This window comes from Roseomonas sp. CCTCC AB2023176 (assembly GCF_042259275.1).
In the GTDB taxonomy this organism is placed as follows: Bacteria; Pseudomonadota; Alphaproteobacteria; order Acetobacterales; family Acetobacteraceae; genus Roseomonas.
This window is the reverse complement of sequence record NZ_CP170086.1, coordinates 3995859-4008723: the sequence shown is the minus strand read 5'-3', so window position 1 is coordinate 4008723 and position 12865 is coordinate 3995859. Positions and strand designations below refer to the sequence as shown.

The window sequence follows — 12865 nt, the reverse complement described above, 5'->3', positions numbered from 1 at the left end:
CCGCCCGCCCCCTTCCCTTGCCCGGTTCCGCACCCGGTGCGACAACCCGCCCCCGTAACGCGGACGCCCGCTTTCCGTCGCTGATTCAGAGGACCGGCATGGCCAAGATCAAGGTGAAAACCCCCGTCGTGGAGATGGACGGGGACGAGATGACCCGCATCATCTGGGGCTTCATCAAGGACCGGCTGATCCTGCCGTACCTCGACATCGACTTGAAGTACTACGACCTCGGCATCGAATACCGCGACCAGACGGACGACCAGGTCACGGTGGACGCGGCGAACGCCACGAAGCAGTACGGCGTCGCCGTGAAGTGCGCGACCATCACGCCCGACGAGGCCCGGGTGCGGGAGTTCGGCCTGAAGAAGATGTGGCGGTCGCCGAACGGCACGATTCGCAACATCCTGGACGGCACGATCTTCCGCGAGCCGATCATCTGCAAGAACGTGCCGCGCCTCGTCCCGCACTGGTCGAAGCCGATCGTCGTCGGGCGTCACGCCTATGGCGACATCTACCGCGCCGTAGAGATGAAGGTCCCCGGCGCCGGCAAGATCACCATGACCTTCACGCCGGACGGCGGCACGCCGCAGGACATCGGCGAGTTTGCCTTCCCGGCGGCGGGCGGCGTCGCGATGATGCAGCACAACCTCAACAAGTCCATCGAGGGCTTCGCGCGGGCTTCCTTCAACTACGGCCTGCAGCGCAGCTACTCCGTCTATTTCAGCCACAAGAACACGATCCTCAAGGCCTATGACGGCTCGTTCAAGGACATCTTCCGCGCGATCTTCGACGCGGAGTTCAAGGCGGAGTTCGACAAGCGCGGCCTGGTCTACGAGGACCGGCTGATCGACGACATGGTGGCCTCGGCGCTGAAGTGGGAAGGCGGCTACATCTGGGCCTGCAAGAACTATGACGGCGACGTGCAGTCCGACATCGTGGCGCAGGGCTTTGGCTCGCTCGGCCTGATGACCTCCGTCCTGCTCTCCCCGGACGGCAAGACCGTGGAGTCCGAGGCCGCGCACGGCACGGTCACGCGCCACTACCGCGAGCACCAGAAGGGCCGCGAGACCTCCACGAACCCGATCGCCTCCATCTTCGCCTGGACGCGGGGCCTGTCCTACCGCGGCAAGTTCGACGGCTCGCCCGACGTGACCGCCTTTGCCGAGACGCTGGAGAAGGTCTGCATCGAGACCGTGGAGAGCGGCTACATGACGAAGGACCTCGCCATCCTGATCGGCAAGGACCAGGCCTGGCTCAACACCCAGGCCTTCCTCGCGAAGCTCGACGAGAACCTGAAGAAGGCGATGGCCTGATCGTTGCGTCGGGGGTGGGCGCGATGACCGCCCGCCCCCGCGCATGATCGGTTTCCTCTCACCGCTCGACCTCGCGGCGCTCGCCGTCTTCGTCTTGTCCTGGGCCGGCTACGCCTTCGTCGTGGACCGCGTTCCCTCCATCCGCGCCCGCTCCGTCATCGTCGCGATGGACGAGCACCGGCTGCGCTGGCTCCGCTCCGCCGTGCACCGGGACAACCGGATTTCCGACGTCGCCATTGTCGGCAACCTGATGCAGTCCACGTCTTTCCTGGCCAACACCTGCATCTTCATCGTCGGTGGCCTCATGGCCCTGCTCGCCTCGCCCGAGGTCGGCCGCCGGGTCCTCGCCGCCATGCCCTGGGCCGAAACCACCCTGTCCGACGGCGCCTGGGAGGCGCGGATACTCCTGCTGCTGCTGATTTTCGTCCGGGCCTTCTTCGAGCTGACCTGGGCGCTGCGCCAGTTCAACTACGGCTCCATCCTCATCGGTGCGATGCCGCAGGACGAGGCAGGCGCCAAGGTTCCCGCGAAGGTCGTCAACCGTGCGGCTCGCCACTTCAACACGGGGCTACGCGCCTATTATTTCGGCCTCGCTGCCCTCGCCTGGGTCGTCCACCCCATCGCGCTCATGCTGGCCTGCGGCTTCGTCGTCGCGGAACTTCACCGGCGGGAGTTCCGCTCCCACGTGCGGGAGGCTCTGGCCGATCCCAGGGGCTGATCAGGCCGCCGCGTACTGCTCCCGCACTTCCAGGAACCGCAGCATCGGCCATTCCTCCGACGCCCGGTTCCGCCGCCAGTCGCTCGTGAAGAACACGACATGCGCCCCGTCCCGGTCCTCCGCCGTGTCGTGGCTGTTGGCCATCATGAAGCGGTCCAGCGCGGCCCGGTCGTCGGTGGCAATCCACCGCATCATCCCCCAGGGCGTGTTCTCGTAGCGGCTGGGGATGCCGTATTCCTGACGCAGCCGGTCCGCCAGCACGTCCAGCTGCAGCGCCCCGACCACGCCCACCACCGGCGGTGTCCCGTCCCGCGGGCGGAAGAGCTGCACCACGCCTTCCTCGGCCAACTGCTCCAGCGCGGATCGCAGCTTTTTCCCGGCCATCGCGTCCTCGATCATCACGCGCCGCAGGATTTCCGGTGCGAAGGACGGCACGCCTCGGAAGTTCAGCGCCTCGCCCTCCGTCAGCGTGTCGCCGACGCGGAGGATGCCGTGATTCGCGATGCCCACCACGTCGCCCGGCCAGGCCTCCTGCGCCACCTGGCGGTCCTGAGCGAAGAAGAACAGCGGCGCGTTGACCGGCACCTGCTTCCCCGTGCGGGTCTGGCGCAGCCGCATCCCCTTCTCCAGCCGTCCCGAGCAGATGCGCAGGAAGGCCACGCGGTCCCGGTGGTTCGGGTCCATGTTCGCCTGGATCTTGAAGACGAAGCCGGTCAACGCCGGCTCGTTCGGAAGGACCATCCGCGCGTCGGCCCCGCGCGGCCGCGGTGGCGGCGCGAAGCGGGCCAGCCCCTCCAGCAGGTGCCCGGTCCCGAAGTCCCGCAGCGCCGAACCGAAATACACCGGCGTCATCGTCCCCTCGCGGAACCGGTCCAGGTCGAAGGTGGACAGCGCGCCGGCCAACTCCGCCCCCTCCCGCAGCGCCCCGACCTGCGCGGCCGGGACCAGCTCATCCAGGCGCGGATCGTTCAGGCCGGACAGCGCGACGGGCTCCGTCCCCTCCGCCATCAGGTGCAGCGTGTTGTCGAGGATGTCGTAGGTGCCGAGGAAATCGCGGCCGTACCCGACGGGCCATGCCACCGGCGCGACGTCCAGCGCCAGCGTCTTCTCGATCTCCTCCAGCAGCTCGAAGGGGTCGCGCCCATCGCGGTCCATCTTGTTGATGAAGGTCACGATGGGGATGTCGCGGAGGCGGCAGACTTCGAAGAGCTTGCGCGTCTGCGCCTCGATGCCCTTCGCCGCGTCGATCACCATCACCGCCGCGTCTACCGCCGTCAGCGTACGATACGTGTCCTCCGAGAAATCCTCGTGGCCCGGCGTGTCGAGGAGGTTGAACACCACCCCGTCCCGCTCGAAGGTCATGACGGAGGTCGCGACGGAGATGCCGCGCTCCTGCTCGATCTTCATCCAGTCGGACCGGGTGCGGCGCCGGTCGCCCTTGGCGCGCACCTGCCCGGCCAGCTGGATGGCGCCGCCGCGCAGCAGCAACTTCTCCGTCAGCGTGGTCTTGCCGGCGTCCGGGTGGGCGATGATGGCGAAGGCGCGCCGGCGCGAGGCCTCACGGGCCACTGCCCCGAGCGCCCCCGGCGGGGTGATCTGGTCCATAAGCGGGACTTGGCGATTTTCGGGCCCCACGGCAACAGCCACGGGGCAACCGTCAGCCGACGGCGCGCGCCCGCATCCGGTCGAGCGCGATCAGGATGACGGCGCCGAGCAGCACCACCCCCGCCAGCGGCCGCGCCGTCCCGTCGGAAATCGCCCCGACCAGCAGCGCCGCCATCGCGGCCACCGCGAACTGGAGCGTCCCCAGCAGCGCGGAAGCCGTGCCCGCGCGGTTCCCGTGGCGCGCCAGGGCGCCCACCGCGGCGTTCGGCATGATAAGGCTGCAGCACGACATCAGCGGAACGATCGTCGCCAGGATACCCCAGGGCCCGCCCAGTCCCGTCGCCACCGCGCCGCAAAGGGCCAGCGCCGCCACCAGCACCCCCGCGCCGCCCAGCGCATCACCCGCCCCGGCCCGAAGCGCGCGACGAGCATCGGGTTGAACTGCGCCCCGCCGATAAAGCCGAAGGCCGTCGCGCCAAAGAGGATCGCGAAGGCGCTCGGAGACATCCCGTACATCTGGATGAAGACGACCGGCGCGGCGCTGATATAGGCGAACATGCAGATCATCGCCGCAGCGCCCATCATCGCACGGGTGAGGAAGATCTTCTCCCGCACGACGTTCACGTAGCCCAGGAGCATGGCGGCAGGCCCCAGTCGAAGCCGCCGCTCCGGCGGCAGCGTGTCGGGCAGCAGGCGCCAGGCCAGGAAGCAGGACAGCGCGCCGTAGCCCGCCAGCAGCCAGAAGATCGCGCGCCAGCCGCCGAGGGCCAGCAGCGCCCCGCCGAGCGAGGGCGCGAGGATCGGCGCCGCCCCCATGATGAGGATGAGCCGCGACATCAGCCGCGCCGCCTCCAGCCCCTCCGCCATGTCGCGCACGATCGCTCGCGGGATGACCGCGCTGGCCGAGCCGCCGAAGGCCGCGATGCAGCGAAAGACCGCGAGGCTCGTCACGTCCCAGGAAAGGGCACAGCCGACCGATGCGGCCGTGTAGACAAGCGTACCGGCGATCAACGGCACGCGCCGCCCGAAGCGGTCGGCCAGGCTCCCCTGCGTCACCTGCCCCGCCGCAAGCCCGAGGAACCACGCGGCGAGCGTCACCTGCGCGCCGCCGACCCCCGACCCGAACCCCGCCTCGATGGCCGGGAAGGCCGGGAGGTACATGTCCGTCGAGAGCGGGTTGATGGCCTGCAGGAAGCCGAGGAGGAAGGGCAGCCAGCCGGGCATCGTATCGCCTTGTTCGCTGCGCCGCAGCATCCGCCCCTCCGACAAACTTGGGAACCCGCGATGGCGTGATGGCAGACCCTACTTGCGAACGATTATCATCCGCGACATTCTGCCGACATCGGAACCGGAGCACCCCCATGGCGACACGCGGCCTCCCCACCTGGCCCTGGGCCGGACTCTCGCCGGAAGACCTGCGACCCGTCGAGGCGCTCGTCCTGGATGCGGTTCGCGCCTGGGTGGAGGCGACGCGTTGCGGCGCTCAACCTGCCCTCGCCGCGCGACTGCCCCTGGCGACGGAGGACGTCGCCGATGCCGCCGATCCGCTCGATGCGGCGCTTCGCGCCCTGGCCTGCCCCGGCGGAATGGGATGCCGCCTGTGCCCGCGCGTGACCGCGGCCGAGGCACGTTTCCTGACCGGCCTTGCGCTGGCGCAACGCGGCACGAACCGGGAGGCCGTGGCCTGCTTCCTTCGCCTGGCCCCGCCCGCCGCGGCCTGCGCGGCACTGGCACCGTCCGTCGCCTTCGGTCAGGTGCTCCGCCGCGCCGGCCTGCTCTTGACCCACCCGCTCCGCCCGGGCGGGTGACGCGTCACCAGCGCCGGGCCTGCCCGCAATCCAGGTGGATGAAGCCGTCGCGGCGGTACAGCCCCACGCCGCCCAAGGCCATCTCCGCTGCCATCCGCGCGACGCCGAGCGACTCGCGCCCGGGGATCCGCATGTCCCCCGCCATGCCCGACATGTGCAGCGAGACGGTGGAGACCCGCCGCGACCGCGCCGCATTCGCAGCATTCGTCTCCGGCGCGCGGTAGCCGCTGATCACGTCGAAGCCCTCATCCGTATCGAGCCGCCGCGCCACTGCGTACATGACGTCGAAGAGCCGCGGGTCCATCGGCGTGACCTCGTCGCGCGAGAGGTCGCGGAAGACCCAGTTCAACTGCTCCAATGCGTCGCGGACGTAGCGCCCGTCCCGAAAGTAGATTCCCGAGAAGGAGTCGCTCGCATAGGCCCGCCGCACCGTCAGCCGCCGAACCGGATCGGCCGGCACCTGCGCCTGCGCCTGCGCCGGCGTGCAGGCCAGGGCTGCCCCGACGGCGAAGAGCGCGCGCCGTCCCAGCCGCCCGGCCTCGCAGCACGGGCATTCCGGCGCGTGCGCGCGCCGGCCATTGAAGCGGCGCATCAGGCCACGCGCCCCGCCACGACCTGCGGCCTCGGCCGATCCATCTCCCGCACATAGGCGAGGTCCAGCCCATAGATGTCGGGGCGGATGCGCACCGCGCCGTTCTCCACGACCACGCTGTTGTAGTGCAGCCGGACCGGAAAGGACCGGCGCAGCGCGAAGCCTGATGTCTGCCGGCTGTCGAGCGTCCGCTGCACCCGCGCCCGGTCCCAGCCCATTCCTTCCGCCAGCACATCCAGCAGCCCCAGCGGGTTCTCCAGCCGGATGCAGCCGGAGGAAAAGGCGCGGTCGGGCCGGCGGAACAGGTGACGGTCGGGCGTATCGTGCATGTAGATGTCGTCGCCGTTGGGCATGATGAACTTGATGCGCCCCAGGGCATTCCCGTCACCCGCATCCTGCCGGACGAAGTAGGGAAAGCGCTCCCGCGACACGCCGGACCAATCCACCGTCGTCGGGTCCACCTCAACCCGCTCCCCGTTCACGAGGCCGTAGAGCTTGAAGCCGCGCTCCTGCATCGCACGGGGATTGGCGCGGAAGCGGGGCAGCAGGTCCTCCCGCGCGTTGCGTTCCGGCACGCCCCAGGTCGGGTTGAACTGCACCGCCGTCATGCGCACCCGCAGCATCGGCGTCGCGCGCGCCGGCTTGCCGACGACCACGGCCATCCGCAGCACGACCCGGCTCCCGTCCATCACGGCGAGGGAGAAGTCGGGGACGTTCACGTCGATCCGCCGCTCCTCCGGCAACGGGGCAGGGTTGCGGCGCAGGTCCAGCGCGGCCCTGAGCTGCGCGACGCGGCCGGAGGCCGGGACGTTCAGCATCGCCTGGCTGACCGGCCCGACCCGGCCGTCGGCCTCCAGCCCGCGCGCGGCCTGCCAGCGCTTCACTGCTTCCACGAGCGGGCCGTCGTAGCCGGCCCCACCATCGGGCGCGGCGGCGAGGATCGGGTCCTCCGCCCGGAGCCGGGCACGCAAGGCCTGGATCCGCCCCGCATCTGTCATGCCCGGCTCGAGCGTGTGGACGCCGCCCGGGATCGCCGGCCAGCCGCCACGGAGCACGAGGGCGTTCGCCTTCGCGAGTTCGGCACGCAACAGCGCAGCGCCCTCCGGCAGGTCCGCCGCGCGGTCCAGGACCGCCGCCGGTTCGGCAGCGGCGGCGAGTTCGGCCGCCCACCGGGGAAAGTCGGCCCGCGCCGGGTCGCGCTGGATGTCGGGCCGCCCGCCGATCGCCCGCACGCGTCCCAGGACGAGGTCAACCAGGGCCGCGTGCGCCGCGTGATAGGTCGCCTGGTGGAACGCGGCCCGGTCCGTGGTCGCCAGGCCCTCGGGCGGCGTGCCGTAGGCCGCGGGGTCGAGGCCATCCTCCGGCAGGCGTCGGAGCCGTGCGGCGAGGCGCAGCACCGCGTCCCAGGACAGCGCGGCGGCCGGCGGGGCCGTGGCCGCGGGGGCGGCGGCGGGCAGGGAGGCTGCGGCCAGCCCCGTCAGGACGTCTCGTCGGCGCATGGCGCTTGAATAACGGTCGGGAACGAGCCTCGCCAGAGCCGCGATGGGCGGGCCTCGCCTCCGGAATGCCCCATCGGCACACGGTGTCGGCGAAACGCAAACAGGTGTCGGCGAGGCGCCAAGAAAGAACCAGGCCTCGGTGGGCGCTGCGTAGCGGCTGCCGGAGGACCTTCGGCACGGCCCTGCCGGCGCGCCGCGTCGCGCGGCGCGGGAAAGCGCGCTAGCGCGAAAGCAGCCAGCCCAGCCCCGCGAGCACCACCACGCCGATGGCGACGGCCTTGAGGAGCGAGGCCCAGTCGCTGCGGTCCGACTCCCCTTCCTCGGCGAGGTAGTTCGGGCGCGAAACGAGGCGGGCGTTCTCCACCTCGCCAGGTGGGGCGGCACTGTCCGGACGCTCGGCCGCTTCGTCGCGGATGTCGGCATCGGACCGCCGGGTCAGGTCGCTTGGCATTTCCGGGATCCCGTCATTGGGTCTGATCACGGACACGATAGCATAGGGCGCCGGGAGCCGGGCAACCTCTCCCGAGCGTCAGCGTGGGCGGCCGGGCCGCGCCGCGGGCCAGGCCCGGACCGGGTAGCGCGCCCACGGTGTCCATGCGAGACCGACGCAGCACAGGCAGGGACCTCTCGATGGCTGATCCCGCGCTCCGGCAGCGCCTCGCCGCCGGGGATTTCGTCGTCGCTCCGGGGATCTTCGACATGATCTCCGCCCGCGTAGCGGACGGCATGGGCTTCCCGGCTCTCTATGCCACGGGCTTCGGCACCGTCGCGTCGCATCTGGGAATCGCCGATGCCGGCGTCGCCACCTATTCCGACATGGTGGGCCGCATGGCGCGCTTCGCCGGGGGCTGCCGCACGCCGGTCGTCGCCGACGCCGATACGGGCTACGGCGGCCTTCTGAACGTGCGGGAGACGGTTCGCGGCTACGAGGCCGCCGGCGTCACCGCCATCCAGATCGAGGACCAGGAAGTCCCCAAGAAGTGCGGCCACACGCCGGGCCGCCGCGTCATCCGCGCGGAGGAGATGGCCCTGAAGATCGCCGTCGCGGCGGACACGAGGCGCTCCCCGGACTTCCTGATCATTGCCCGGACCGATGCCCGCACGGCCCACGGCCTGGACGAGGCGCTTCGGCGCGCACGCATCTACGCGGAAGCCGGCGCCGACATCCTCTTCGTCGAGAGTCCGGAGAGCGAGGCGGAGATGGCCCGGATCGGCGAAGTGGCCCGCGCCTTGGGCAAGCCGCTTCTCGCCAACATGGTCGAGGGCGGGCGCACGCCGATCTTGCCCGCCAGCCGCCTCCGGGAACTCGGCTATGGCATGGCCATCTACCCGGCCGCCGGCTTCCTCGCCGCCGCCGCGGCGCTGGAGCGCGCCTACGGCCACCTGCTGCGTGAGGGCGACACGCTCGGCCTTCCCGCGTCGGACAGCTACGGCTTCGGGCGGATGTGCGAGCTCATGGGATTCCCGGACATCTGGGAGTTCGAGCGTCGCTGGGCCCGGCCGGACGCCCTTCCTTGATGCCGCCCGTGATCCCGCCCTTGATCCTTCGGACACGATACGGGACGGTAACGGCATGAGCGACGACCTTCTCTCGGCCGATCCCAACTGGGCCGGTGTCGCGCGCTTCCTCGAGGGGCGGATCGCTCGCGGGCAGCGGGTGACCGCCCCCATTCCCTTCGAGCGGGTGACCGGACCGCTCTCCGCCCCGGACCCTGGCGCGGTGCCGGATTGGGCCGTGGTGCACAAGGGCCAGCTCGCGGAGTACCCGCAGCCCGTCCTTGGCCGGCTGGCCTCGGAAGCGACCCCCGTCTTCGCGAATGACGTCTTCGTCGTCTTCGCGCGCCGCCCGACCTTTGGCCTGCGCAGCCAGCGGTCCTCGGTGCACGTGAACGCCCTCTTCGAACGCCTCCGCGAAATGGGGCTGGACGTCACCGACGTGCCGGCAGCCCCGCCGAAGCCGCTCCATCCCGCGCCGGAGCCGACCGGCGCCCTGCCCACCCTCCCACCCGAGGCCCTCGCGCTCGCGTCCCCGCCCGCTCCGCGACCGGCGATCGAGACGGCCCCCGAGGGCCTTCGGACGCAGGCGGCCGCCCTGCTGGCCCTCCGCCCCGAGGCACGCGTCGCGGGAGTCGGGTTGGCCATCGGACTCGGTTCGGCCATCGAGGACCCCGGGCAGGCCGACGCGATCGTGCTGCGGGTCCGGACGCCCGCCGACCTCGGGGCGCTCGACCGGTTGCGCGAGGCCGGAAGACCGGCCGCCCCCGTCCTGATCGTCGCCGACAACGCCCGCTCGCTCGGCCGCCGCCTCGCCCGCGCGGCGGGCCGCGCCGCAACGGACGGGGTCGCCCTGCCGGAGCTTCTCGGCGCCTTGCGGGCCGCCGGTCTTCGACCGGGCCGTGCCGAAGGCTTTTCGCTCGATCCCTGGCGCGCCGCGGCGGACGCGCCGCCCCCGGATCAACGGCCCGGCAGCCCCGGCGGTGACGTGCTCGATCAGGCCGGTCGCGACGCCGGGCCGGATCATGCCGCGCTTCTTCTCGTCCTCGCGACGCAGGCCTGAGTTGCCGCCACGCCGCGGCGCCCCACGTAACATTCCAGTAACGGCAGCGTGAGCGGCGGGGGAGGCCGACATGACCTGGTCCATCGTCGTGCACGACCCGGCAACCGAGGCCTTCGCGGTCGCCGTCACCACTTGCAACCTCGCGGTCGGCGCGTCCTGCCCGCATGTCCGGGCGGGGGTGGGCGCGGTCTCGACCCAGTCCTTCACCAACCGCTACCTCGCCCCGGCGGTCCTCGACGGCATGGCGCGGGGCCTGCACCCCGCCGATGCCATCCAGGGTGCGCTTGCGGGTGATGGCGGACGCGAGATCCGGCAGATCCACGCGGTGGACCGCTTCGGCCGCAGCGCGGCCTTCACCGGCGTGCATTGCGTGGAATGGGCGGGCGACCACACGGGTCCGGGCCTGTCGGTCGCCGGCAACATGCTCGCGGGGCCGGCCGTGGTCCGTGACACCGTCGCGGCCTTCCTGGCGCACAGCGACAGGCCGTTGCCGGAGAGGATGATGCTGTCCCTGCAGGCAGGCGAGGCCGCCGGCGGCGACCGCCGGGGCCGGCAGTCCGCGGCGATGAAGATGATCACGACGGAGGACTTCCCCGACCTCGACCTCCGCGTGGACGACCACCGCGAGCCGCTGGAGGAGTTGGAGCGTCTGGTGACGCTCTGGCGCCGCGACCGCGCGCCCTTCCTCGACCGCCAGCCGCGACGCGCCAACCCGTCGGGCACCACGGACATGGATGCGGTCGAGGATGCCTGGAAGAAGGCCGGGCTGGACCTCCGCTTTCGCCGCTAGGACGCCCCGGTCAGGACGCGTTGCGGACCGCCGGGGGCCCCGGGATCTCGACCGCCACCGCAAGGGTCGAGAGGTCGCCGCCGCGCTCGAGGGAGACGTTCACCTTCTCCGGGTCCACCGCGACGTACTTCATCACGAGCTCCACGATCTCCTTCTGGAGCTTCGGCAGGAAGTCCTCCCCGGAGCGCCCAATGCGCTCATGCGCGAGGACGATCTGCAGCCGCTCCTTCGCGACGGAGGCGGTCTGGGGCGGCGCGGCCTGCTTGCCGCGGAAGTAGTTCAGCCAGCTCATGCCGCCCTCCCGCCGAAGAGGCGCGACAGGAAGCCCTTCTTCTCCGCATCGAGGAAGCGCATCGGCTTGTTGTCGCCGAGGAAGCGGGCCACCGCGTCCTTGTAGGCCTGACCGGCCACGGACTCCGCGTCCATGATGACGGGGTTGCCGGTGTTCGACGCCTTCAGGACGCTCTCGCTCTCCGGGATGACGCCGAGCAGCGGGATCTTCAGGATGTCCTGGATGTCGTCGAGCTTCAGCATCTCCCCGCGCTCGACGCGCGCCGGGTCGTAGCGCGTGACGAGGAGGTGCTCCTTCACCGGGTCCTTCTTCTCCTCCGCGCGCTTGGAGCGGGACTGGAGGACGCCGAGGATACGGTCGCTGTCGCGCACCGAAGACACCTCGGGGTTCGTCACGACGATCGCCTGGTCCGCGAAGTAGAGGGCGAGGAGCGCGCCCTTCTCGATGCCGGCGGGGCTGTCGCAGAGGATGTAGTCGAACTCCTTCGACAGCTCCTCAATGATCTTCTCGACGCCTTCCCTCGTCAGCGCGTCCTTGTCGCGCGTCTGGGAGGCCGGAAGGATCGAGAGTGCCTCCACCCGCTTGTCGCGGATGAGCGCCTGGTTCAGCCGCGCCTCGCCGGAGATGACGTTGACGATGTCGAAGACCACGCGCCGCTCGACGCCCATGATGAGGTCGAGATTGCGCAGGCCGACGTCGAAGTCGATCACCACCGTCTTCTTGCCGGCCTGGGCCAGCCCCGTGGCGAAGGCGGCGGAGGAGGTGGTCTTCCCGACCCCTCCCTTGCCCGAGGTTACGACGATCACCTGCGCCATGCGCGAATCCCCTCCGTTGCAGTCGGGCGCCCCCTGCCCGATGACGGCCCCGTGAACCCCCGCGGCGTTTGGCAAATCCGGGGCCGGACCGCAAATCCCTTTAAGCGTCAGCCCAGGCGGTCGAACTTCATCCGCTCCCCGGTCAGCGTGGCCTGCACGGCCTTGCCGATCGGGGCGTCCCCGAGCTCGTCCCGCACGGCGTAGTACCCGGCGATCGAGACGAGCTCCGGGTCGAACTGGAGCGCGAAGATCCGGGCCGCCGTGTTCTCGGCGCCACCCGCGATGGCCCGGCCCTTGAGCGCGCCGTAGACATGCACGTTGCCGTCCGCGATGACCTCGGCGCCCGGGTTGACGGTACCGTAGACGATGATGTCGCAAGCCTGCCCCCAGACCCGCTGGCCCGCGCGCACCGAGCCGTCCACGATCATCGTGGGCTGCCAGCCTGACGGTGCCGGGGGTGGTGCCGGCGGCAGCGGCTCGGCGGCGGGGGCGGGAGAGGGCGCGGCGGCCGCCGCCGTCTCACCGCCCGCCGCGCGCAGGGGCGGCAGGCCGGCCGCCTGGGCCGCCGCCCTCACCTCGGGCACGCCGCCGTGGTTCCGATGGGCGTGATGTGGACGGAACGCAGCCCCGCTGCGAGCGCGGCGAAGTCCGGCGAGGCGGCGGGGTCCACGTCGTCCAGCCCCAGCACGATCGGGGCATTGCGCAGGAAGCCGGGGGCACGCCGGAACTGATCGGCCAGCGCCGGCACGATGACCTCGGGCCGCGGGTCCAGGAGCCGGAGCACCAGCAGGTTGAAGTTGCCCCCGCGCAGCCGGAAGGGCTCTGGGCGGGCAGCGGCGGCGGCAGACGACATGCGGGCTGGTTCGGGGTCCTGTG

The 12865-nt window shown here is 71.2% G+C and carries 16 protein-coding genes; 6 read left to right on the top strand and 10 right to left on the bottom strand.

The window, feature by feature from the left end; translation table 11 throughout:
* Nucleotides 1-98: 98 nt before the first annotated feature.
* Together ACE7GA_RS20055 and ACE7GA_RS20050 are read left to right on the top strand one after the other, a co-directional pair.
* Complete coding sequence (locus tag ACE7GA_RS20055) at nucleotides 99-1313, top strand: NADP-dependent isocitrate dehydrogenase (RefSeq protein ID WP_376090559.1); 1215 nt, start codon at nucleotides 99-101, stop codon at nucleotides 1311-1313.
* Between the two features lie 43 nt (nucleotides 1314-1356).
* Nucleotides 1357-2031: a DUF599 domain-containing protein gene (locus ACE7GA_RS20050; RefSeq protein ID WP_376090557.1), complete on the top strand. Its 675-nt coding sequence runs from the start codon at nucleotides 1357-1359 to the stop codon at nucleotides 2029-2031.
* Here ACE7GA_RS20050 and ACE7GA_RS20045 read toward each other — a convergent pair whose 3' ends face one another.
* The 3 genes from ACE7GA_RS20045 to ACE7GA_RS20035 are packed head-to-tail and all read right to left on the bottom strand — an operon-like array spanning nucleotide 2032 to nucleotide 4890.
* The gene (locus tag ACE7GA_RS20045) at nucleotides 2032-3636 is read right to left on the bottom strand and encodes a peptide chain release factor 3 (protein WP_376090554.1); all 1605 of its coding nucleotides are present in this window, start codon (nucleotides 3634-3636) and stop codon (nucleotides 2032-2034) included.
* A gap of 52 nt (nucleotides 3637-3688) precedes the next feature.
* Complete coding sequence (locus ACE7GA_RS20040; RefSeq protein ID WP_376090551.1) at nucleotides 3689-3907, bottom strand: hypothetical protein; 219 nt, start codon at nucleotides 3905-3907, stop codon at nucleotides 3689-3691.
* Between the two features lie 20 nt (nucleotides 3908-3927).
* Nucleotides 3928-4890, bottom strand: coding sequence for a multidrug effflux MFS transporter (locus ACE7GA_RS20035; protein ID WP_376090548.1), 963 nt, complete (start codon nucleotides 4888-4890; stop codon nucleotides 3928-3930).
* Nucleotides 4891-4997: 107 nt separating this feature from the next.
* Between ACE7GA_RS20035 and ACE7GA_RS20030 the strand changes: the two genes are divergently transcribed.
* Nucleotides 4998-5444 (top strand): hypothetical protein, encoded by a 447-nt coding sequence (locus ACE7GA_RS20030; protein WP_376090545.1) that lies wholly within the window; start codon nucleotides 4998-5000, stop codon nucleotides 5442-5444.
* A gap of 4 nt (nucleotides 5445-5448) precedes the next feature.
* Here the strand turns inward: ACE7GA_RS20030 and ACE7GA_RS20025 are convergent, their stop codons facing one another.
* From ACE7GA_RS20025 to ACE7GA_RS20015, 3 genes are all read right to left on the bottom strand, one after another.
* Nucleotides 5449-6036: a DUF882 domain-containing protein gene (locus ACE7GA_RS20025; protein WP_376090542.1), complete on the bottom strand. Its 588-nt coding sequence runs from the start codon at nucleotides 6034-6036 to the stop codon at nucleotides 5449-5451.
* Nucleotides 6036-7535 (bottom strand): murein L,D-transpeptidase, encoded by a 1500-nt coding sequence (locus tag ACE7GA_RS20020; RefSeq protein ID WP_376090539.1) that lies wholly within the window; start codon nucleotides 7533-7535, stop codon nucleotides 6036-6038. The genes ACE7GA_RS20025 and ACE7GA_RS20020 overlap by 1 nt, the downstream gene beginning before the upstream one ends.
* Nucleotides 7536-7755: 220 nt before the next feature.
* On the bottom strand, nucleotides 7756-7986 hold the full coding sequence (locus ACE7GA_RS20015) for a hypothetical protein (RefSeq protein ID WP_376090536.1): 231 nt from the start codon (nucleotides 7984-7986) through the stop codon (nucleotides 7756-7758).
* Between the two features lie 179 nt (nucleotides 7987-8165).
* Here ACE7GA_RS20015 and ACE7GA_RS20010 point away from each other — a divergent pair, with 179 nt between their 5' ends.
* From ACE7GA_RS20010 to ACE7GA_RS20000, 3 genes are all read left to right on the top strand, one after another.
* Nucleotides 8166-9053 carry an oxaloacetate decarboxylase gene (locus ACE7GA_RS20010; RefSeq protein WP_376090534.1) on the top strand — a complete coding sequence of 296 codons (888 nt, stop codon included), beginning with the start codon at nucleotides 8166-8168 and terminating at the stop codon, nucleotides 9051-9053.
* A gap of 55 nt (nucleotides 9054-9108) precedes the next feature.
* Nucleotides 9109-10092, top strand: a complete 984-nt coding sequence (locus ACE7GA_RS20005) for a hypothetical protein (protein ID WP_376090531.1) — start codon at nucleotides 9109-9111, stop codon at nucleotides 10090-10092.
* A 70-nt stretch (nucleotides 10093-10162) separates the two neighbouring features.
* On the top strand, nucleotides 10163-10882 hold the full coding sequence (locus tag ACE7GA_RS20000; RefSeq protein ID WP_376090528.1) for a DUF1028 domain-containing protein: 720 nt from the start codon (nucleotides 10163-10165) through the stop codon (nucleotides 10880-10882).
* 10 nt (nucleotides 10883-10892) lie between these two features.
* On the opposite strand, the gene minE is transcribed toward ACE7GA_RS20000, so the two are convergent.
* The 4 genes from minE to ACE7GA_RS19980 form a co-directional block, all read right to left on the bottom strand.
* The gene (minE, locus tag ACE7GA_RS19995) at nucleotides 10893-11174 is read right to left on the bottom strand and encodes a cell division topological specificity factor MinE (protein WP_376090525.1); all 282 of its coding nucleotides are present in this window, start codon (nucleotides 11172-11174) and stop codon (nucleotides 10893-10895) included.
* Nucleotides 11171-11989, bottom strand: coding sequence for a septum site-determining protein MinD (gene minD, locus ACE7GA_RS19990; protein ID WP_376090522.1), 819 nt, complete (start codon nucleotides 11987-11989; stop codon nucleotides 11171-11173). The genes minE and minD overlap by 4 nt, the downstream gene beginning before the upstream one ends.
* Nucleotides 11990-12096: 107 nt before the next feature.
* Nucleotides 12097-12573, bottom strand: coding sequence for a septum site-determining protein MinC (minC, locus tag ACE7GA_RS19985; protein ID WP_376090519.1), 477 nt, complete (start codon nucleotides 12571-12573; stop codon nucleotides 12097-12099).
* Nucleotides 12561-12842: a hypothetical protein gene (locus ACE7GA_RS19980; protein ID WP_376090516.1), complete on the bottom strand. Its 282-nt coding sequence runs from the start codon at nucleotides 12840-12842 to the stop codon at nucleotides 12561-12563. The genes minC and ACE7GA_RS19980 overlap by 13 nt, the downstream gene beginning before the upstream one ends.
* Nucleotides 12843-12865: the final 23 nt, after the last annotated feature.